This is a genomic window from Streptomyces sp. NPDC093018 (assembly GCF_040684035.1).
Taxonomy (GTDB): domain Bacteria; phylum Actinomycetota; class Actinomycetes; order Streptomycetales; family Streptomycetaceae; genus Streptomyces; species Streptomyces murinus.
Genome location: NZ_JBFBFF010000002.1, coordinates 488,730 through 509,801, shown reverse-complemented (window position 1 = coordinate 509,801; position 21,072 = coordinate 488,730). Strand labels below are relative to the sequence as shown.

Below are 21,072 nucleotides of genomic sequence, written 5' to 3'. Positions count from 1 at the left end.
TGTACGTGAGCGGGTGGTGGGCTCAGCCCTTGCTGACCATGCTGCGCAGGAAGAAGCGCAGGTTCGCCGGCTTCTCCGCCAGACGGCGCATGAAATAGCCGTACCAGTCGGTGCCGTACGCCGTGTAGACGCGCATGCGGTGACCCTCTGCGGCCAGCCGCAGATGCTCGTCGCCGCGGATGCCGTACAGCATCTGGAACTCGTACTCGTCGAGCTTACGACCGGCCTTGTGGGCGAGCTCCTGCGCGATGGAGATCAGGCGCGGGTCGTGGGACCCGATCATCGGGTAGCCCTCGCCGTCCATCAGCGTCTTCAGGATGCGCACGTAGGCCTTGTCGATCTCGTGCTTCTGCTGGTAGGCGACCTCGGCGGGCTCCTTGTAGGCGCCCTTGACCAGGCGGACCCGGCTGCCGGCCTCGGCGAGCCGCTTGGCGTCTGCCTCGGTGCGGAACAGGTACGCCTGGATGACACAGCCCGTCTGCGGGAAGTCCTTCCGCAGCTCCTCGTGGATGGCGAACATCGAGTCGAGGGTGGTGTGGTCCTCGGCGTCCAGCGTCACGGTCGTACCGATGGCGGCGGCGGCCTCGACGACGGGACGGACATTGGCGAGCGCCAGTTCGTGGCCGCCCTCCAGCGCCTGGCCGAACATCGACAGCTTGACCGACATCTCGACCTTCTCGCCGAGCTCCAGCTCCTTGAGGTGGTCGATCAGCGCGAGGTAGGCGTCGCGGGCGCCCTCGGCCTGCGCGGGGGTGGTGATGTCCTCGCCGACGACGTCCATCGTCAGCTGCAGGCCCTTGCCCGTCAGGTCCTTGATGATCGGGACGATGTCGGACACCGTCTCACCCGGGATGAAGCGGTCGACGACCTGCTTGGTCACGGGGGCCGCCGAGATCAGGCGACGCATCCGGTCGCTGCGCGACGCGGCGAGAATCACGGGACCCAGCACGGGGCACCTCCACAGACAAGCACCAAAAGAGGCCATCACCCGACGATTCGGGTACGGCACGGAGAACCACCGTGAAACCTACGGATCCCTTTGATCGTCGGCCATCGACAGCTGTCACGCATCCGTGCCCGGGATCTCAGACATCTGTATGAAGATGGCCGGAAAATGGGGGAGAATGCCCGGGTGGCGGCGGATTACAAGGGTGATTACCAGGAACTGGTGGACGAGATCTCGGAGCTGCTGGGCGCGCCCGCGACCCTGGAGAACCGCGACTTCGAGCTGCTCGCCTTCGGGGCGTACGACAGCGACGACGAGCTGGACGCCGCGGCGCTGGACCCGGTGCGCACCCGCTCGATCCTGACCCGGCGCTCCACGGCGGGCGTGCGCACCTGGTTCGAGGGCTTCGGCATCACCCGCGCCACCGGCCCGGTCCGTATCCCGCCGAGCCCCGAGGCCGGTGTCTACCGCGGCCGGATCTGCCTGCCGGTGCGGCACCGGGGCGTCGTGGTCGGCTACGTCTGGCTCCTGGAGGGCGAGCCCGGCCCGACGGACGCCCAGCTCGACGCCGCGATGCGGGTGGCCGGCCGGATCGGCGCGCTGCTGGCGGACGAGGCGGAGGCGGGGGCCGGGCTGAGCCGGGAGCTGCGGGCGGTGCTCACCGCCGAGGGCGGCTGGCAGCGGGACATGGCGGTGGCCGAGCTGCGCACCGCGCTCGGTCCCCGCGCGGACGGCCCGCACACCCTGATCTGTGTGGCCCCCTGGCCCTCCCCCGACCCGGACGACGCACCTTCCGCCCGTTCCGTGCCGCACGCGGCGGCCCTGTGCACGATCCCCTGGGGAACGGCGGCCCAGAGCCTCGCGGTCCTGGTCCGGCTCCGCTCCACGGCGGTGGGCGCACCGGCGCTGGCGGCGGCGGGCCGGGTGCTGGAGGAGGCGGAGGGAGCCTGGGGGGCCCTCGGGGTGCGGGGCGGTACGGAGACGGCTACGACGACGGCGGGGGGCGGCCCGGGACCGAGCGGTTCCGGCGCCGGGGCGCGGGGAGCCTCGGGCAAAGGGGCCGGGAGAACTTCGGGCACGGAAGCCGGAGGAGCTTCGGGCAAGGGGACCGGAGGGACTTCGGGCAAGGGGGTGCGCGGGGCGGTGCCGAGGGGGGCCGGGGCCGCGGTGGCGGCGGCGGTCGCCGCGGGGGTCGCCGGGGCGGGCCGGTACACCGGCGGCCCCGGGACGTCCGGGTTCGGCGGACCCGCCGCCGGGATCGGGGACCCCCGGGTCGGACTGGCCGAGCTGGGCGCGGTCTGGCAGGAGGCGCGCGCCGCGGCACAGGCGGCGCTGGCCGAACGGCGCCTCGGGCCGGTCGCGCAGTGGCGGGGCATCGGGCCGTACCGCCTGCTGACCGCGCTCCCCCCGGAGTCCGCGCAGGACCCGGCCGCAGGCCCCCTCCTCTCCCCCGCCCACCGCGAGCTGGCCCGCACCGCCGAGGTCTATCTCGACTGCGCCGGGCAGGCGGGCCGTACGGCGTCCGAGCTGGGCATCCACCGCCAGACCCTCTACTACCGCCTCAACCGCGTGGAACAGCTGACGGGCCTCGACCTGGACGACGGCGAGGACAGGCTGCTGCTGCACATGGCGTTGAAGAGGGCCCGGCTGTAGGGGCGCGGCGCGGGAATTCCGGTTGCCCCCAACTGCCCGTCGGGACAAGCCTCTTCGCCATGGCTTCCCCTTCTTCCTGCTCCTTCCGCGCGCCCGACGGCACCGAACTCGCCCACCACGTCCGCGGCGAGGGCAGCCCGCTGGTCGTTCTGCCCGGCGGCCCGACGGACTCCGCGTACCTCGGCGATCTGGGCGGCCTGTCCCGCTACCGGCGGCTGGTCATGCCGGACCCCCGGGGCACGGGCCGCTCGGCGACCCCCCGGGACCCGGCGTCGTACCGCTGCGACCGGATGGTGGCCGACGTGGAGGCCCTGCGCATGCGTCTGGGCCTGGACCGGATGGATCTGCTCGCGCACTGCGCCGGGGCGAACCTGGCCGTTCTGTACGCGAGTTGCCACCCCGAGCGGGTCGAGCGGCTGACCCTGGTCACCCCGAGCGTCGCCGCCGTCGGCCTCACGATCAGCGGTGAGCTGCGCCGGGAGACCGTCCGGGCCCGCGCCGCGGAGCCCTGGTTCCCGCAGGCGTACGCGGCACTGGAGGCGATCACGCAGGGCCGTGCGACGGCGGCCTCGTGGGCGGCCATCACCCCGTTCTCGTACGGCCGTTGGGACGAGACGGCGCGCGCCCATCAGGCCGCGGCGGACGAGCGGTCGAACCCCGAGATCATGGCCGCGTACGGCGCGGAGGGCGCGTACGACCCGCCGGCCACCCGCGCCGCGCTGGCCCGTCTCACCGCGCCGGTACGGCTCCTCGCGGGCGAGGTCGACCCGGGCGCCCCGCCCGCCACGGTCGCCGCGTACGCGGCCCTCTTCCCCGACGCCGAACTGGTCATCCAGCCCGGCGCGGGCCACTTCCCGTGGCTGGACGACCCCGACCGCTTCGTGGTCTCGGTGTGTCCGCAGGCGTTCAACCCGGTCGGCGCGTTCAACGCATCGCCGCCCTCCGACGGCTGACTCCCGGGCGCCCACCGACTTGACTGGGCGGATCACATCGTGCCCGGCACCGGTCCGGTGCCGGCCGCTGCCCCAGAGGTGAGCACATGCCCCGTCCCGACACTCCCGCACCAGGATCCGCGTTGTTCACCGCACCCCTCTGGGGAGACCTGGAGGTCCGCTCGGCGCTCCACCCCGGGACCGAGGCCGGCCGCGAACGCAACCTTCGGCGGCTCCGGGGCCGCCGGCTGTTCGCGGACGAACGGGCCTTCGAGTGGTACCGCTCCTGGGACCTGGAGGGTCTGGTGGGCGCGGTCTATCCCTACGTCGACGATGTGGGCCTGGACCTGTGCAACTACGCCACCACCTTCATGACCGTGTACGACGACCAGTTCGAGGGCACCTCGGCGACCGCGTCGGCCGAGGCGGCGGCCGAGGTGCGCACCTGTCTCGGCGTCATCGACGAACGGACCGACGTCCCCGCCACCTCGCCCCTGACCGGCATCTTCACCGAGATCTGGCACGAGTGGCTGCGCGCCGGGCTGTCCGCCGAGTGGCACGCCCGGGTCCGCACCGACTGGGTCTACTGCCTGACCTCGATGGCCCATGAACGCGTCGCGCTGCGCACCGGACGGCCACTGCTCCTGGACCAGTACCTGTGGCTGCGCAGGGGCACCTCGTACATGCCGCTGTTCCTCGACCTGATCGAGCTGGCCGGCGGCCGGGAGTGCCCGCGCATCGCCTTCCACGCGCCGCCCCTCCAGATCATGCGCTGCATCACGATGGACGTCGTCAACTACATGAACGACGTCCTCTCGCTGCACAAGGAGATGGCCCGCGGGGACAACGACAACATCGTGCTCACCCTCCGGGGCGCGTACGACTGCTCGCTGGACGAGGCGATCTCACGGGTGTGCGCCTCGGTCCGCGAGCAGGTGCGCCGGTTCTCCGAACTCCACGGCCGGCTCCCGGAGATGTGCGCGGACCTGGGGCTGTCCGGGGCGGAGACCGAGGCCGTGCTCGGTTACGGACACGGCCTTGAGTGCTGGATCGGCGGCTACGACCCCTGGCAGCGGAGCAGCGCCCGCTACACGGCCGCGTTCGCCCAGCGCCCGGCGGATCAGCGATGGGCCTTCCGGATGGGCCGGACGTGATCCTCCGGGCCGGTCCGGGAGACGGCGGAAGGCCGGACGCGCCGAGGAGTTCCTCGGTGCGTCCGGCCTTCCGTGAACCGGGTCAGACCAGGTTGACCGAGCGGGCCGAGGCGGCGCCGATCTCGGCGGAGACCTCGGCCAGCACATTCGCCGTCACGGTGTCGTCCACCGTGAGGACGGCCAGCGCCTCGCCGCCGACCGTGGCACGGGCGACCTGCATACCGGCGATGTTCAGACCGGCCTCGCCGAGGATGCGGCCGACGGTGCCGACGACACCGGGACGGTCCTCGTAGCGCAGGACCAGCATGTGGTCGGCGAGGGCGAGGTCGACGTCGTACTCCCCGACCGCGACGATCTTCTGGACGTGCTTGGGTCCGGCCAGGGTGCCGGAGACCGACACCTCCTCGCCGGTGCCGAGCGTGCCGCGCACCGTCACCACATTGCGATGTTCGGTGGCCTCGGAGCTGGTGGTGAGGCGGACCTCGACGCCGCGCTCCTGGGCGAACAGCGGGGCGTTCACATACGACACCGTCTCGTCGACGACGTCCTCGAACACGCCCTTGAGCGCGGAGAGTTCGAGCACCTTCACGTCGTGCTGGGTGATCTCGCCGTAGACCTCGACGTCCAGGCGGACGGCCACCTCACCGGCGAGCGCGGTGAAGATACGGCCCAGGCGCTCGGCCAGCGGCAGGCCCGGCTTGACGTCCTCGGCGATGACACCGCCCTGGACATTGACCGCGTCCGGGACCAGTTCACCGGCGAGGGCGAGGCGCACCGACCGGGCGACCGCGATGCCCGCCTTCTCCTGGGCCTCGTCCGTGGAGGCGCCCAGGTGAGGGGTGCACACGACCTGGTCCAGCTCGAACAGCGGGGAGTCGGTGCAGGGCTCCTTGGTGTACACATCGAGGCCGGCGCCGGCGACCCGGCCCTCCTTCAGCGCCGCGTACAGCGCCGCCTCGTCCACGATGCCGCCGCGCGCGGCGTTGACGATGCGCACGCTCGGCTTGACCTTGCGCAGCGCCTCGTCACCGATGAGGCCGAGGGTCTCGGGGGTCTTCGGCAGGTGGACGGTGATGAAGTCGGAGACTTCGAGGAGCTCGTCCAGGGACAGCACCTTGACGCCCATCTGGGCGGCGCGCGCCGGCTGTACATACGGGTCGTAGGCGACGACCTTCATGCCGAAGGCGGACATGCGCTGCGCGACCAGGGCGCCGATGCGGCCGAGGCCGACGACACCGAGGGTCTTCTCGGCCAGCTCGACGCCCGTGTACTTGCTGCGCTTCCACTCGCCGTTCTTCAGCGCGGCGTTCGCCTGCGGGATGTTGCGGGCGGTGGACAGCAGTAGACCGCAGGCCAGCTCGGCCGCGGTCACGATGTTGGAGGTCGGGGCGTTGACGACCATCACACCGGCCTTGGTGGCGGCGGACACGTCCACGTTGTCCAGGCCGACGCCCGCGCGGGCGACGACCTTGAGCTTCTTGGCCGCGGCGACGGCCTCGGCGTCGACCTTGGTGGCGGAACGGATCAGGATCGCGTCGACGTCGGCGATGGCGGGCAGCAGCTCCGCCCGGTCGGCTCCGTTGCAGTGCCGGATCTCGAAGTCCGGGCCAAGGGCGTCGACGGTCGCGGGCGAAAGCTCTTCGGCGATGAGTACGACGGGTTTCGAGCTCACGTGGGTCCTCACAAGTCCAATGCGGACGGCCGTCCCGACGGCCGCTGGCGGAGGGGTGCTAGCCGCGTGGAAGACGCACGACGCTGTGGGCCTGACGCGTATGTTGTGCAGCAGTCTAGTGGCGCCGCGCTCTTCGTTTTGCGCCGCTGCGGAAGGATCACCCGGACGGGGAACTCCAATGTGGAGTGCTGTCGGAGATCGTGGCGAATGGGGGCCGGAGCAGCATGCCCCGGCCCCCTGACGCGAGGCTTACGCCTCCTCGTTCACCCAGCTCATCAGCCGGCGCAGCTGCTTGCCGGTGGTCTCCAGCAGGTGCTCGGAGTCCTGCTTCTTGTACTCGTTGTACTTCTTCAGACCGCCGTGGTACTCGTCCATCCAGTTCTTGGCGAAGGTGCCGTCCTGGATCTCGGCGAGGACCTTCTTCATCTCCGCCTTGGTGGCGTCGGTGATGATCCGCGGGCCGGTGACGTAGTCACCCCACTCGGCGGTCTCGGAGATGGACCAGCGCATCTTCTCCAGGCCGCCCTCGTACATGAGGTCCACGATCAGCTTCAGCTCGTGCAGGCACTCGAAGTAGGCGATCTCCGGCTGGTAGCCGGCCTCGGTCAGGGTCTCGAAGCCCGCCTTGACCAGCGCGGCGGTGCCACCGCACAGCACGGCCTGCTCGCCGAAGAGGTCGGTCTCGGTCTCCTCGGTGAAGGTCGTCTTGATGACGCCGGCGCGGGTGCCGCCGATGCCCTTGGCGTACGACAGGGCCAGCGCGAAGGCGTTGCCGGAGGCGTCCTGCTCGACGGCGGCGATGCAGGGCACGCCGCGGCCTTCCTCGTACTGGCGGCGGACCAGGTGACCCGGGCCCTTGGGGGCCACCATGCAGACGTCCACGCCGGCCGGGGGCTTGATGAAGCCGAAGCGGATGTTGAAGCCATGGCCGAAGAACAGCGCGTCGCCGTCCTTCAGGTTGGCGGCGATGGACTCCTCGTAGACCTGGGCCTGGATCGGGTCCGGGACCAGGATCATGATGACGTCGGCCTCGGCCGCGGCCTCGGCCGGGGTGACCACGCGCAGGCCCTGCTCCTCGGCCTTGATCTTGGACTTGGAGCCCTCGTGCAGACCGACCCGGACGTCCACACCGGAGTCGCGCAGCGACAGGGCGTGCGCGTGACCCTGGCTGCCGTAACCGATGACCGCGACCTTGCGGTTCTGGATGATGGACAGGTCGGCGTCAGCGTCGTAGAACAGCTCGGCCACTTTGGGTTCTCTCCCTATGTGTGCAGGTGGTGCGTCCCACCGTATGACGGTGGGCGGTGAGGTGGTTTCGGGGTCTCGGCATACGGGCGAGCGGTGCGACCGGCCGCCCGTACGCGGCCGTACCGGGTGTTACGCGGATCGGTCCAGGGCGCGCAGCGAGCGGTCCGTGATCGAACGGGCGCCGCGGCCGATGGCGATGGTGCCGGACTGGACCAGCTCCTTGATGCCGAACGGCTCCAGCATCTTGAGCATGGCGGACAGCTTCTCGCCTGACCCGGTGGCCTCGATGGTCACGGCCTCCGGGGAGACGTCCACGGTCTTGGCGCGGAACAGCTGGACGATCTCCACGATCTGGGAGCGGGTCTCGTTGTCCGCGCGGACCTTCACCAGAACGAGTTCGCGCTGAACGGCCTGATGGGGCTCCAGCTCGACGATCTTCAGGACCTCGACCAGCTTGTTGAGCTGCTTGGTCACCTGCTCCAGCGGCAGTTCCTCGACACCGACCACGATGGTGATCCGGGAGATGTCGGGGTGTTCGGTGACGCCCACCGCGAGCGAGTCGATGTTGAAGCCGCGGCGGGAGAACAGGGCGGCGATCCGGGCGAGGATGCCCGGCTTGTTCTCCACCAGGACGGAGAGCGTGTGCTTGGACATGGTCTTTTTACGTCTCTCTCGCTCAGTCGTCTTCGCTGTCGCCGAAGTCGGGGCGGACGTCCCGGGCGGCCATGATCTCGTCGTTCGAGGTGCCGGCGGCGACCATCGGCCACACCATGGCGTCCTGGTGGACGATGAAGTCCACGACCACCGGACGGTCGTTGATGGAATTGGCCTCCTCGATGACCTTGTCCAGGTCCTCGGGGCGCTCGCAGCGCAGCCCCACGCAGCCCATCGCCTCGGCCAGCTTCACGAAGTCCGGCACCCGCGTGCCCCGGGCCTCGGGGTTGACGTCGTCGGGACCGCTGTGCAGGACGGTGTTGGAGTAGCGCTGGTTGTAGAACAGAGTCTGCCACTGGCGGACCATCCCGAGCGCGCCGTTGTTGATGACGGCGACCTTGATGGGGATGTTGTTCAGGGCGCAGGTGGTCAGTTCCTGGTTGGTCATCTGGAAGCAGCCGTCGCCGTCGATCGCCCAGACCGTCCGCTCGGGCCGGCCGGCCTTGGCGCCCATGGCGGCCGGGACCGAGTAGCCCATCGTCCCGGCGCCGCCGGAGTTCAGCCAGGTGGCGGGCTGCTCGTACTGGATGAAGTGCGCGGACCACATCTGGTGCTGGCCGACGCCCGCCGCGAAGATGGTGCCCTCGGGGGCGAGCTGTCCGACGCGCTCGATGACGGCCTGCGGGGACAGCGAGCCGTCCTCGGGCCGGTCGTAGCCGAGCGGGTAGGTCTCGCGCCAGCGGTTGAGGTCGTGCCACCAGGCCGCATATCCCGTTCGGGCGGCCTCGCCCTGGTGGCCCTCGCTGTGCTCTTTCTGCACGGCCTGGACCAGATCGGCGATGACCTCGCGGGCGTCGCCCACGATCGGCACGTCGGCCTCGCGGTTCTTGCCGATCTCGGCCGGGTCGATGTCGGCGTGCACGATCTTGGCGTACGGCGCGAAGCTGTCCAGCTTGCCGGTGACGCGGTCGTCGAAGCGGGCTCCGAGGGCGACGATCAGGTCGGCCTTCTGCAGCGCGGTGACGGCGGTGACCGCACCGTGCATGCCCGGCATTCCCACGTGCAGCGGGTGGCTGTCGGGGAATGCGCCGAGCGCCATCAGGGTGGTGGTGACGGGCGCTCGGGTGAGTTCGGCGAGGACCTTCAGCTCGGCGGTGGCCTTGGCCTTCAGGACGCCGCCGCCGACGTAGAGGACCGGCCGCTTGGCGGCGGTGATCAGCTTGGCGGCCTCGCGGATCTGCTTGGCGTGCGGCTTGGTGACCGGGCGGTAGCCGGGCAGGTCCATGACCGGCGGCCAGGAGAAGGTGGTCTTCGCCTGGAGGGCGTCCTTGGCGATGTCGACCAGCACCGGCCCGGGGCGTCCGGTGGAGGCGATGTGGAAGGCCTGCGCGATGATCCGCGGGATGTCCTCGGCCTTGGTCACCAGGAAGTTGTGCTTGGTGATCGGCATGGTGATGCCGACGATGTCCGCTTCCTGGAAGGCGTCCGTGCCGATCGACTTCGAGGACACCTGGCCGGTGATCGCGACCATCGGCACCGAGTCCATATGGGCGTCGGCGATCGGGGTGACCAGGTTGGTCGCGCCCGGTCCGCTCGTCGCCATGCAGACGCCGACCTTGCCGGTGGCCTGCGCGTATCCCTCGGCCGCATGGCCCGCGCCCTGCTCGTGACGGACCAGGACGTGGCGCACCCGGGTGGAGTCCATCAGCGGGTCGTACGCCGGCAGGATCGCGCCGCCGGGAATTCCGAATACCGTGTCCGCCCCGACCTCCTCAAGGGAGCGAATGAGGGACTGCGCGCCCGTGACGTGCTCGACGGGGGCGGAGTGCCCGCCGGATCGGGGCCGGGGCTGCGGATGATGGGCCCCGGTGGCCTGCTCGGTCATCGGCTTCTCTTCTCGATGCTGAGGGTTTTTGCGAGGTTCGGGCGGAGTTCGTCGGTCGTACGAGGGTCACTCGTGCAACAAAAAACCCCTCGTGCCGTGAGGCAAGCGAGGGGAGCGCGCCGGTGAGGGTCGCTGGGGATTCCGGATCGCATTCCGGTGGGTCCCAGCTCAGCCGACGCGCTGTCCAAGTACGAGAATTCGGGTGCGCATGGCACTGACCCTCCCCCCGGGGCGCACCACGTGTCAAGTGGGTGGGACGGGCGTCTCAGAATGTGAGCGAAGGGCACTGCTGCCTCCGAAAACAGCGGGTACTCCTCCGGTGTACACCCCCGCGGCACCCAGCCGCCCCTGTGTTTCCCGCACTCTGCCCGCGAACGCCGGTTCCACCGGCACATGGGGCCCGCTCGATGTGCGCGGACCGGTCCCGGCGTGGGCTCCGCCCGGGGCGTGCGCCCCGGCCGGTGCGTGCGCTCCGGCCGCCGCGTGTGCTCCCGCTCCGCCGTGCGGCACCGGGCAGGACCCGGCGCCGAGGGCCCGGCGCAGCCGGTACTCGTCCAGCGGACCGGAGAACGCCGCGCCGCTGCCATGGGTGCAGCCCATCGCGCGCAGCGCCACCGCCTGCTCGGGCAGGTCCACGCCCTCGGCGACGGACTGGAGCCCGAGATCGCCCGCGATCCGCAGCAGCCCGCTGGTGATCTTGTGCAGCCGCGCGGAGTCCACCACGCCCTCGACCAGGCCGCGGTCGAGCTTGAGGATGTCCACGGGCAGCCGCCGCAGCGCGGCGATCGCCGCCTGGCCGCTGCCGAAGCCGTCCAGCGCGATCCGCACCCCGAGCCGGCTCAGCGCGGTCAGCCGCCGCTCCAGCTCGTCGAGACCGAGTCCCGGATCGGTGTCGGACAGCTCGATGACCAGCGCCCCGGGCGGCAGCCCGTATCTGGTCAGCAGCGCCTCCACGGAGCCGGGCGGCAGCGAGCGGTCCAGCAGCCGCCGGGCGCTCATCCGCACCGCCACCGGTACGACGAGCCCGCTCGCGGCCCGCTCGGCGGCCCCCGCCACGGACTCCTGGAGGATCCAGCGGTCCAGCTCGGCCGTCTTGTCGCCGTCCTCGGCCACCCGCAGGAACTCGGCCGGGGTGAACAGCACCCCCTGCGAGGAGCGCCAGCGGGCCTGCGCCGAGACCGCCGTGATCCGGCCGTCCTCCAGGCACACCACGGGCTGGTGCAGCAGCGCGAACTCCCCGTCGTGCAGCGCGGCGCGCAGCCGGGTGGCCAGCTCCGCCTTGCGTACGACGTCCTGCTGCATCTGCGGCTTGTACAGCTCGACCCGGCCCTTTCCGGCCGATTTCGCGCGGTACATCGCGAGGTCGGCGTTGCGCAGCAGCTCGCCCGCGCCGAGGCCGGGTTCGGCGAAGGCGACGCCGATGGAGGCGTTGACCCGGACATCGTTGCCGTCGATCGCGTAGGGCTGGGAGAGGGTCATCCTGAGGCGGTCGGCGAGCTCCAGGATGTTGCGCTCACGGGCGGCACGGTCATGGGTGCCGTCCCCGACGATCAGGGCCGCGAACTCGTCGCCGCCGAGCCGGGAGGCGGTGTCGCCCTGGCGGACCGCGTCCTGGAGTCTTCGGGCGGCCTGGACGAGGAGTTCGTCGCCGGCCTGGTGCCCGATGGTGTCGTTGACGGCCTTGAAGCCGTCGAGGTCGATGAAGAGCACCGCGGTGCCGCGCAGGGCGGCGCCCCGGTCGGTGGCCCGGCGGCCGGACAGGGCCTGCTGGACGCGCCGGGTGAACAGCGCGCGGTTGGGCAGGTCGGTCAGCGGGTCGTGCTCCGCGTTGTGCTGCAACTGCGCCTGGAGGCGCACGCGTTCGGTGACGTCCCGGCTGTTGAAGATCAGGCCGCCGTGGTGGCGGTTGACGGTGGACTCGACGTTCAGCCAGCCTCCCCCGCTTCCTGCTCCTCCCCCGGCGCCCGGCCGGGAGGTGCCCCCGCCGCCGGAGCGGAAGCGGCACTCGATGCGGGTGGTGGGCTCGGTCAGCGGGCTGGCCGCGAGGAAGCGGCGCACCTCGTGCACCACGCAGCCCAGGTCCTCGGGGTGGATCAGGGCGGCCAGCTCGGTGCCCACCAGGTCCTCGGCGGGACGGCCGTAGACCCCGGCGGCGGCCGGGGAGACGTAGCGCAGGATGCCGTTGGGCGCGGCGATCATGATGACGTCGCTGGAGCCCTGCACCAGGGAGCGGAAGTGGTTCTCCTTCTGCGCCAGTTCCTGGGTGAGGGCGATGTTGTCCAGCAGCATGATGCCCTGGCGGATCACGAGCGCCAGCACGACGCAGCCCGCGGTGATCAGCACGACGTGGTCGGGCCTGCGGCCGTTCAGGACGTTGTACAGGATGCCCAGGGTGCACACCGCGGCGGCGAGATACGGGGTGAGCGCGGCGAGCGAGCCGGTGATCGGACGGCCTGCCGGGTAGCGGGCGGAGTCGGCACCGGCGTGCAGAGCCGGGTCGGTGCGGTCGGGTGCCGGGAGCGGTCCGTGCCCGGCGCCCGGGAACGTGCTGTCCCCGGCGTCCTGGAAATGACTCGGGTCCGGGTACGAGCCGTGTTCGGCGCCCTCGTACACGTCGCGCTCGGCCCCCGCGTACCCGTCGTGCCCGGCGCCTGCGTCCTGCCCGGAGCCCGGGTCCCGGCTGTGCTCGGCGGTCGGGGCGGGCGCGGACGGGTCGGGCGCGGACGGTGGCCGAAGGCCAGCGGCGCGCGGCGCGGGCAGGTGCCCGGAGGCCGCGCGGGTGGGCCCGTCCGGCGTCGGCGCGGTCCCGGGCCGGGGTGTGGCCCAGGGGGCGTAGGCGAGCAGCAGCGAACCGGCGAACCAGCCCGCGTCCAGCAGCTGCCCGGAGCGGTAGCTGGTGTGCAGCAGCGGCGAGGTGAACAGCGCGTCGCACATCACGGTCAGGGCGAGCGCGCCGATCGCGGTGTTCACGGCGGTGCGGTTGCCGGGCGCGCGCCGGAAGTGCAGCGCGAGCACCATGCTGACCAGCACGATGTCCAGCAGCGGATAGGCCAGCGAGAGCGCGGTGTGCGCCACGCTCGGCCCGTCGAACCGGGCCGCCTGGGCGAGCGCGAGGCTCCACGACAGGGTGAGCAGCGAACCGCCGATCAGCCAGGCGTCCAGGCCCAGACAGATCCAGCCGGCCCGAGTCACCGGACGGCTGGCGAGCACCAGCAGGCCCACGATCGCGGGCGGCGCGAAGCACAGGAAGAACAGATCGGCGTACGACGGGCTGGGCACGGGCCTGCCGAGCACGACCTCGTACCAGCCCCAGACGGCGTTGCCCAGGGCCGCCATGGCCGAGGAGAGTCCGAACAGCAGCCAGGCGGGGCGGTAGCGGACCCGGGGGCCGCGGGCGTAGAGGAAGCAGGAGACGGCGGCGACGCCGGCCGCGGCGCTGAGCCCGAAGTCGCCCATGACCAGCGCGATCTCGTCCGTGCCCCAGTCGAACGCGGCGCCGACGGCGTATGCCGCGCAGACGAGGGCGAGGACGAGCTGTTCGGAGGCGCGGGTGCGCCCGACGCGGACCCGTCCGCGCGCCGGCGGATCCTGGTGCGGGTGCGGCGCGCGCACCTCTGCGTGGACGGTGGTGGTCGGCGTGGGCGCGCTCACCGGGGCCTCCCGGTGGGTGACGCGCCCGTGTCCCGCCGCACCCGGCGGACCGGGCGTGTGTGCCTGCGGGGGCCGGCCGGCCGGCGCGGGTGGTGGCTGTGGTGAGCGGTGTGGTGGCCGCGTCCGCCCGCGGCCGTGCGCCAGGGCCGCCGTCGGCGGCTCCAACGCGTCGGATCGTTCGTCCATAGGCCGTGCATCGCCCGTCGCCCCCCTCACAAGATCTGAAATGTCATCCCCGGCGCCGATGTAGGCGGCGCTGCCCCTGTCGGGACGATACACCAGGTTCGTCACTCAGGGACATAGCTTCTCTACGCTCCGTGACGACCAGCGGCGATGCGGGCACGGGCCGCGTCCGAGAGGTCGCGGAGGGTGCCGGAAAGGCCCTAACGCCCGTTCGTTCCCGGGGTGTCCGGGCCCTCCGGATCTGTTCCGGCCGGATCTTCGGGGGCCGTTCCCACCGGCTCCTTCGGGTCCTGTCCCGTCGTCAGGATCACGTTCCGCAGCGGCTCGTGGTTCACGAACCGGGTCAACTGATCGACCAGCAGCCGCCGGGCGCGCGGCAGGAAGGCCGACGTGGGTCCGCCGACATGCGGGGTGATCAGTGCGCCGGGGGCCTTCCAGAGGGGGTGGCCGGGCGGCAGCGGCTCGGGGTCGGTGACGTCGAGGGCGGCCAGGATCCGGCCCCGCTCCAGCTCCGCGAGCAGCGCGTTCGTGTCCACGACCGGCCCCCGGGCGACGTTCACCAGGAGGGCCCCGTCCTTCATCCGGGACAGGAACTCGGCGTCCACCAGACCATGGGTGGCGTCCGTGAGGGGGGTGGACAGAATCACGACATCGGCGTCCGGAAGCAGAGAGAGCACATCGGCGATCGGATGTACGAGACCGCGCGCCGTGGTGCGCCGGGAGCGCGCGACGCGCGCCACCCGCGCAAGCTCGAAGGGCGTGAGCCGGTCCTCGATGGCGGCGCCGATCGAGCCGTAGCCGACGATGAGCACGTTCTTGTCGGCGAGCGCGGGCCGGAACGCGCCCTGCCAGCGCTCCTGTTGCTGGGCCCGCACGAAGTCCGGGATGCCGCGCAGCGCGGCCAGGGTCAGGGTGAGCGCCAGCTCGGCGGTGCTCGCCTCGTGCACCCCTCGCGCGTTGCACAGCCGTACGCCCGGCACGATGGCCGAAAGCCGCGCCGTGATGTCGTCGACGCCCGCCGTGAGCGTCTGGATGACCCGGACATTGCTCAACTGCTCCAGCGGGCGCACCTTGACCGGCCACCGCTTCATGTACGGCACCACGTACATCACGCAGCGCGCCGGGTCGCCCGGAAACTCCTGGTCGCCGTCCTCGCCGCCGTCCCAGAACAGGTACCGGAGGCCCTCGGGCAGCCCCTCGATCTCCTCGGGCGGAAGCGGAAGCCATACGTCTGCGCTCATGGTCAGGAGGCTATGTCAGGTACGCGCGGTGCAGAGGTTAGGTTGGGGGTCAGGCTAGGGGAGGTTCCGGAGCAGGTGGAGCGCAGGACGATCGGCGCGGGGGCGCTCGCGGTGGGGGCCGTCGGACTCGGGTGCATGCCGATGAGCTGGGCGTACAGCACCTCGCGGCAACGGGGCGAGGAGTCGGTGAGATGCGTGCACCGGGCCCTGGACCTGGGGTCGAGCCTGCTGGACACCGCGGACATGTACGGCCCGTTCACCAACGAGCTGCTGCTCGGGCGGGTGCTGAGGGAGCGGCGGGCGGACGCGTTCGTCTCCACGAAGGCGGGGCTGCTGGTGGGCGAGCAGCACATCGTGGCCAACGGCCGCCCCGGCTATGTGAAACGGGCCTGCGACGCCTCGCTGCGCCGGCTCCAGACGGAGGTGATCGACCTCTACCAGCTGCACCGCCCCGACCCCGAGGTGCCGATCGAGGAGACCTGGGGCGCGATGGCCGAGCTGGTGCGGGCCGGGAAGGTGCGATCGCTCGGCCTGTGCGCGCTGGGCGCGCGCGGCGGGCGCCGCTCGGGCGCCGGGCGCTACGACGGCGTGCTGCGCCAGTTGCAGCGGGTGCAGCAGGTGTTCCCGGTGGCCGCGGTCGAGGCGGAACTGTCGGTGTGGTCCCCGGAGGCGCTGCGGACGCTGCTGCCGTGGTGCGAGGCGCGGGGCGTGGGCTTCCTGGCAGCGATGCCGCTGGGCAACGGCTTCCTGACCGGCACGCTCACCCCGGGCGAGGGCTTCGAACCGGACGATGTGCGCGCCCGGCACCCCCGGTTCACCGCCGAGATGATGGCGGCGAACCAGCCGATCGTGGCCGGTCTGCGCCGCGTCGCCCGGCGGCACGGTCCGGAGGTCACCCCGGCGCAGGTCGCGCTGGCCTGGGTGCTGTCCCGGGGCCGCCATGTGATCGCGCTGCCGGGCACGAAGCGGGAGCGCTGGGCCGCGGAGAACGCGGCGGCGGCCGGACTGCGGCTGTCCCCCGCGGATCTGGCGGAGATCGCACGGCTGCCGAGGGCGCAGGGGTCGTGGGACTGAGGGACCCTTGGCAGGGGAAGATCTGCCGCTGGAACGCCGCCCCGAAGGGATCATGATCGTGCGACGTCGAGCTGTGCCGACCGTGCTGGCCGCGACCGCCCTCCTGCTGACGGCGGGCTGCTCCTCCGGCTCCTCGGGGGTGGGCTTTCCCGGCCGGCTCCCCCGTACGGCGCCCGCGAGCACCGCGCCGGCCGCCCCGGCCACGGAGTCGGCGGCGCCGGCCAAGGGCTCGGTACGGGTGCTGCGCACGGTGGCCGAGGGTCTGAAGTCGCCCTGGGGCCTTGCCGTGCTGCCGGGCGGCGATCTGCTGGTGTCCTCCCGCGACGACGGGACGATCACCCGTATCGACCCGGACACCGGCCGCAAGACGGAACTGGGCACGGTCTCCGGGGTCTCCCCGGCGGGCGAGGGCGGCCTGCTGGGCATCGCGCTGTCCCCGCACTACGCCTCGGACCACATGATCTACGCCTACTTCACCTCCGCCTCGGACAACCGCATCGTCCGCATGCTCTACGACGACAAGAAACCGGCCGGTGAGCAACTGGGCGCTCCCGACACCCTGTTCAAGGGCATCCCCAAGGGCCCCGTCCACAACGGCGGCCGGATCGCCTTCGGCCCCGACGGCATGCTGTACGCCGGCACCGGCGAGAGCGGCCGGCGCGGCCTCGCCCAGGACCGCGACTCCCTGGGCGGCAAGATCCTCCGGCTGACCCCCGACGGCGAACCGGCCCCCGGCGGCCCCTTCCCTGGCTCCCCCGTCTACTCCCTTGGCCACCGCAACGTCCAGGGCCTCGCCTGGGACGACCGCCAGCGGCTGTTCGCCTCCGAGTTCGGCCAGGACACCTGGGACGAACTGAACGCCATCAAGCCCGGCGGCAACTACGGCTGGCCCGACGCCGAGGGCAAGTCCACCGACCCCCGCTTCCAGAACCCCATCGCCGAGTGGCACACCGACGACGCCTCCCCCAGCGGCATCGCCTACGTCCACGGCGTCATCTGGATGGCCGCCCTCAAGGGCGAACGCCTGTGGCGCATCCCCCTCCACGGCACCCGCGCCGCGGCCGCCCCCCAGTCCTTCCTCACCGGCGCCTACGGCCGCCTGCGCACGGTCGCCCCGGCGGGCGACGGCAAGCTGTGGCTGATCACGAACAACACGGACGGACGGGGGCATCCGAAGAAGGGGGACGACAGGGTTCTGGAGCTTCAGGTGAGCTAGCAGCGCCGACGACTTCTGGGGGCCTCCCCCCGTTACCGTTTTCATGGCTCCGCAATGGGAGTCTCCGGCCGCAGCCTCTGACGAGCGGCCTCAAGCTGCTGGTCATAGTCGGATGCGAACAGCCCGGCTGAGGTCCGTCATCTGGAGCTTCTCCAGCCAGTGCGACAGCACCAGTGCCTCGTCACTCGTGAGCTTGATCATCACGGCCTTCGACCTCGGCCGAACAGACAGGGGCACCCCCTCTCCAATCCCGCCCTTCGCCCTCCGGCTCCGGCTCTGTCCGCTCCTCCTCTGGCTCCGTGGTCGCCGGGTTCGGGGCGGACAGGCGTATGACCGCCTTGCCGGAGGTCAGGTCTATGGGGCCGCGGCCCGGGTCGCTGTCGCCGACCTCCTCCCGGGTCAGTTCGAGGCGGTTCTGTTCGTCGCGGGTGTGTTTGCGGCCTGGTGCGAACAGTTCACTGAAGGCGTCGAACACGGCTTCTCCCCCTTGCCGGTTGTCCCGGGGCCATTATCCCGCCGCCAGCCGGTCCTGGGCCGGGAAGAGACCGAGCCGGTGGGCCAGGGCGGCCGCCTCGCCGCGGCTGGAGACACCGAGCTTGGCCAGGATGTTGGAGACGTGAACGCTCACCGTCTTCGGCGAGATGAACAGTTCCTCGGCTGTCTGCCGGTTGGTGCGGCCGGCCGCGAGCCGTCGCAGAACCTCCTGTTCCCTGGCGGTGAGGCCGAGGCCCGCGGCCCGGTCGGCCGGGGTGGCGCCGGACCGTCCGCGGCCGGGGGTCAGGGCCAGTCGGGCACGGCGGGCGGAGCGGGTGACGGTGTCCATGAGGGGGCGGGCGTCCATGTGGGTGGCGACGGCCGCGGCCAGCCGGAGGAGTTCCAGCGCGCGGTCGCGCTCGCCCGTGCCGCCCGCTCTCAGCAGCGCCCCGGCCAGGCGGAGGCGGACCCGGGCGAGGTCGTAGGGGCGGTCCAGGTGCTCGAAGGCGGTGACCACCGGGGTCCAGGCGTCCACGGTGTCCCGGCCGTCCGCCCTGCGCAGTTCCGCGCGGGTCCATTGGTCGTAGGCGTCCCACAGCGGTGCCCCGGTGGTGAGGGTGCGCGCGGTCTCGGTGAGCCGGTCGAGGATCTCGGCCCGGCCCGTCCGGGTGCTGGGCCGGGCGCGGGTGTCGGCCTCGGCGGAGGCGGCGGCGCGCAGCAGCGGCCAGCCGTGGCGGTGCGCGCCGGTCGGGAGGCCGGCGTCCAGTGCCCGGAGCAGTTCGGCACGGGCGTCGGCGAGGCGGCCCTGTCCGGCGGCGATGCCCAGGGCGACGCGGGCCGGTGGGAGGGACTGGTGGGGCATGGGGGCGTGGTCCCCGAAGTGGTCGCGGGCGGTGGCGAGTCGGCGGGCGGCCTCGGGGAGGTCGCCGTGGGCCAGGGCGAGGTGGGCCAGTTTCAGGGCGCCCGCGGCACGGGGCTCGGTGCCGTGGCCGATCCGGGTGGCGTGGGCGGCGGCCTGGGCGGCTTCCGGCCACTGCCCGAGTGCGTACCGGGCCTCGGCCAGCCCGGCCCACATCCAGGCCTCGGAGTCCGGCAGTCCGTGTCCGCGGGCGAAGGCGAGGCCTTCGTGCAGCAGGGGCAGGGCCTCTCGGTTCCGGCCGAGGCCCGTCAGTGCGGACGGGAGGTTCACATAGGCGCGGCCCGCGACCTGGTGCATGCCCTCGGCGAGGGCGGCCCCGAGGACCTGCCGCATCTGGGCGAGTCCCGGCTCATGGGCGCCGGCGTCGACCTGGAGGCCGCCCAGGGTGAGGCGGGCGTGCAGCTCTATGGCGCGGGCGCCGACCATCCGCGCGTACTGCACGGCCTGTTCGGCGGCGGCGAAGGCCTCGGGGCCCGGCCGGTGCCGCATGGACCAGTTGGCGGCGAGGGTCAGCACCTCGGCGTGCACCTCGGACGGGGGCAGGCCGCGGACCAGTTCCTCGGCGGTGGCCAGTTCGCGTCGGCCGTCGCCGTGGGCCTGGGCCTGGACGAGCTGGGAGCGCTGCAGCCAGAACCAGGCGGCGCGCAGCGGGTCCGGTGCGTCCTCCAGCAGGCGCAGGGCGCGCTTGGTGATCGTGAGGGCACGTTCGCGTTCGCCGCCGAAGCGGCCCGCGACGACGGCCTCGGCCAGCAGGTCGAGATAGCTCAGGGGGGTGGTGGGGTCGCCGCCGCATGGGGTGCGGTCGACGGGGCGCAGGGCGGAGCGCACGGCTTCGGGGGCGCTGTCCCACAGCTCCATCGCCCGCTCCAGCAGGCCGAGTTGCTCGGTGTAGGCATGTCGGCGGCGGGCCGCGGCGGAGGCGGCGAGGACGGCGGGCAGGGCCTTGGCGGGTTCGTGGGCGTGGTACCAGTACCCGGCCAGGCGGGAGGGGCGGGTCTCGGCCGGGACGAGGGTGGGGTCGGCTTCCAGTGCCTCGGCGTAGCGGCGGTTGAGGCGTGAGCGTTCGCCGGGCAGCAGGTCGTCGGCGACGGCCTCGCGGCTCAGGGAGTGCCGGAAGCGGTAGCCGGTGCCGCCCGGGTCGGTGGTGAGGATGTTGGCGCCGACGGCGGCCCGCAGTGCCTCGATGAGGTCGTCCTCCGGGAGCCCGGCGACGGCCGCGAGCAGTGGGTACTCCACGGTGGAGCCGCCCTCGGCGATGATCCGGGCGATCCGCTGGGCGGGTTCGGGCAGGGTCTCGACCCGGACCAGGAGCAGATCGCGCAGGGAGTCGGTGAGGCCGGTGCGGCGGCCCTCGCGGGCGGCCACGGCGAGTTCCTCGACGAAGAAGGCGTTGCCGTCGGAGCGTGCGAAGACGGCGTCGGCCTCGGCGGGGTCGGGTTCGCGGGCCAGGATGCCGGCGATCAGCCGGGCGGCCTCCTCGCGGGTGAGGCGGGGGAGGCTGATCCGGTGGACGGTGCGCAGCCGGTCCAGTTCGGCGAGCAGAGGGCGCAGGGGGTGGCGGCGGTGGATGTCGTCGGAGCGGTAGGTGGCGAGGACGAGGAGTCTGCCGGTGCGCGGGGTGCGCAGGAGGTAGGCGAGGAGATGGCGGGTGGCGGCGTCGGCCCAGTGCAGGTCCTCCAGGACGAGGGCGATGGTGTGGTCGGTGGCGAGCCGGGCCAGCAGCCGGGCGGTGAGTTCGAACAGGCGGGCCATGCCGTGTTCGTCATGGCGGCCCGCTGGGTGTTCGCCCAACTCGGGCAGCAGCCGCGCCAGTTCCTCCTCCCGACCGGCCGTGGCGATGGCGAACTCCTCGGGCCGGGCGGCGCGCAGGGCACGCAGGGCGGCGGAGAACGGGGCGAACGGGAGCCCCTCGGCGCCGATCTCCACACAGCCGCCGACGGCGACGAGGGCCTCGCGCCTCGCGGCGGCCGTGGTGAACTCCTCGACCAGGCGGGTCTTGCCCACGCCCGCCTCACCGCCGAGCAGCAGCGTCTGTGGCTGCCCCGCGGCGGCGCGGGTGAGCGCGTCGTGCAGGACGGCCAGCTCAGCGGCGCGGCCGACGAACTCGGGACTGGGGGATCTGGTCTCCACGCGGCCGAGCATCGCACGGGGCGCGGGGACCGGGTCGCCG

14 protein-coding genes are annotated in these 21,072 nt (G+C 72.3%); 5 read left to right on the top strand and 9 right to left on the bottom strand.

Going from position 1 to position 21,072, the window contains the following annotated elements:
- Positions 1–22: 22 nt before the first annotated feature.
- Complete coding sequence (locus AB0N90_RS06150; protein ID WP_136104324.1) at positions 23–949, bottom strand: proline dehydrogenase family protein; 927 nt, start codon at positions 947–949, stop codon at positions 23–25.
- A gap of 165 nt (positions 950–1,114) precedes the next feature.
- Here AB0N90_RS06150 and AB0N90_RS06145 point away from each other — a divergent pair, with 165 nt between their 5' ends.
- The 3 genes from AB0N90_RS06145 to AB0N90_RS06135 all read left to right on the top strand — a co-directional run bounded on the left by AB0N90_RS06145 (position 1,115) and on the right by AB0N90_RS06135 (position 4,685).
- A complete protein-coding gene (locus AB0N90_RS06145) occupies positions 1,115–2,599 on the top strand; it encodes a helix-turn-helix domain-containing protein (protein ID WP_365193312.1) in 1,485 nt (494 codons plus the stop codon).
- A 59-nt stretch (positions 2,600–2,658) separates the two neighbouring features.
- Complete coding sequence (locus AB0N90_RS06140; protein ID WP_365193310.1) at positions 2,659–3,552, top strand: alpha/beta hydrolase; 894 nt, start codon at positions 2,659–2,661, stop codon at positions 3,550–3,552.
- Positions 3,553–3,638: 86 nt separating this feature from the next.
- Positions 3,639–4,685: a terpene synthase family protein gene (locus AB0N90_RS06135; RefSeq protein ID WP_365193308.1), complete on the top strand. Its 1,047-nt coding sequence runs from the start codon at positions 3,639–3,641 to the stop codon at positions 4,683–4,685.
- A gap of 82 nt (positions 4,686–4,767) precedes the next feature.
- Here AB0N90_RS06135 and serA read toward each other — a convergent pair whose 3' ends face one another.
- The 6 genes from serA to AB0N90_RS06105 all read right to left on the bottom strand — a co-directional run bounded on the left by serA (position 4,768) and on the right by AB0N90_RS06105 (position 15,219).
- Entirely contained in the window at positions 4,768–6,357 is a 1,590-nt protein-coding gene (gene serA, locus AB0N90_RS06130; RefSeq protein WP_085566695.1) for a phosphoglycerate dehydrogenase, read from the bottom strand.
- 249 nt (positions 6,358–6,606) lie between these two features.
- Positions 6,607–7,605: a ketol-acid reductoisomerase gene (gene ilvC / locus AB0N90_RS06125; protein ID WP_365193307.1), complete on the bottom strand. Its 999-nt coding sequence runs from the start codon at positions 7,603–7,605 to the stop codon at positions 6,607–6,609.
- Between the two features lie 129 nt (positions 7,606–7,734).
- Complete coding sequence (gene ilvN, locus AB0N90_RS06120) at positions 7,735–8,259, bottom strand: acetolactate synthase small subunit (RefSeq protein ID WP_037657258.1); 525 nt, start codon at positions 8,257–8,259, stop codon at positions 7,735–7,737.
- A gap of 22 nt (positions 8,260–8,281) precedes the next feature.
- Entirely contained in the window at positions 8,282–10,144 is a 1,863-nt protein-coding gene (locus AB0N90_RS06115; protein ID WP_361677271.1) for an acetolactate synthase large subunit, read from the bottom strand.
- Positions 10,145–10,387: 243 nt separating this feature from the next.
- Positions 10,388–13,795, bottom strand: a complete 3,408-nt coding sequence (locus AB0N90_RS06110) for an EAL domain-containing protein (protein WP_365193305.1) — start codon at positions 13,793–13,795, stop codon at positions 10,388–10,390.
- Between the two features lie 383 nt (positions 13,796–14,178).
- Positions 14,179–15,219 carry a 2-hydroxyacid dehydrogenase gene (locus AB0N90_RS06105; RefSeq protein ID WP_361677277.1) on the bottom strand — a complete coding sequence of 347 codons (1,041 nt, stop codon included), beginning with the start codon at positions 15,217–15,219 and terminating at the stop codon, positions 14,179–14,181.
- A gap of 75 nt (positions 15,220–15,294) precedes the next feature.
- Here AB0N90_RS06105 and AB0N90_RS06100 point away from each other — a divergent pair, with 75 nt between their 5' ends.
- On the top strand, positions 15,295–16,293 hold the full coding sequence (locus AB0N90_RS06100) for an aldo/keto reductase (RefSeq protein WP_365193303.1): 999 nt from the start codon (positions 15,295–15,297) through the stop codon (positions 16,291–16,293).
- Positions 16,294–16,345: 52 nt separating this feature from the next.
- Complete coding sequence (locus AB0N90_RS06095) at positions 16,346–17,509, top strand: PQQ-dependent sugar dehydrogenase (RefSeq protein ID WP_365193302.1); 1,164 nt, start codon at positions 16,346–16,348, stop codon at positions 17,507–17,509.
- Positions 17,510–17,690: 181 nt separating this feature from the next.
- On the opposite strand, the gene AB0N90_RS06090 is transcribed toward AB0N90_RS06095, so the two are convergent.
- Both AB0N90_RS06090 and AB0N90_RS06085 read right to left on the bottom strand, forming a co-directional pair.
- The gene (locus tag AB0N90_RS06090; RefSeq protein WP_365193300.1) at positions 17,691–17,984 is read right to left on the bottom strand and encodes a DUF6191 domain-containing protein; all 294 of its coding nucleotides are present in this window, start codon (positions 17,982–17,984) and stop codon (positions 17,691–17,693) included.
- Between the two features lie 33 nt (positions 17,985–18,017).
- The gene (locus tag AB0N90_RS06085) at positions 18,018–21,044 is read right to left on the bottom strand and encodes an AAA family ATPase (protein WP_365193611.1); all 3,027 of its coding nucleotides are present in this window, start codon (positions 21,042–21,044) and stop codon (positions 18,018–18,020) included.
- Positions 21,045–21,072: the final 28 nt, after the last annotated feature.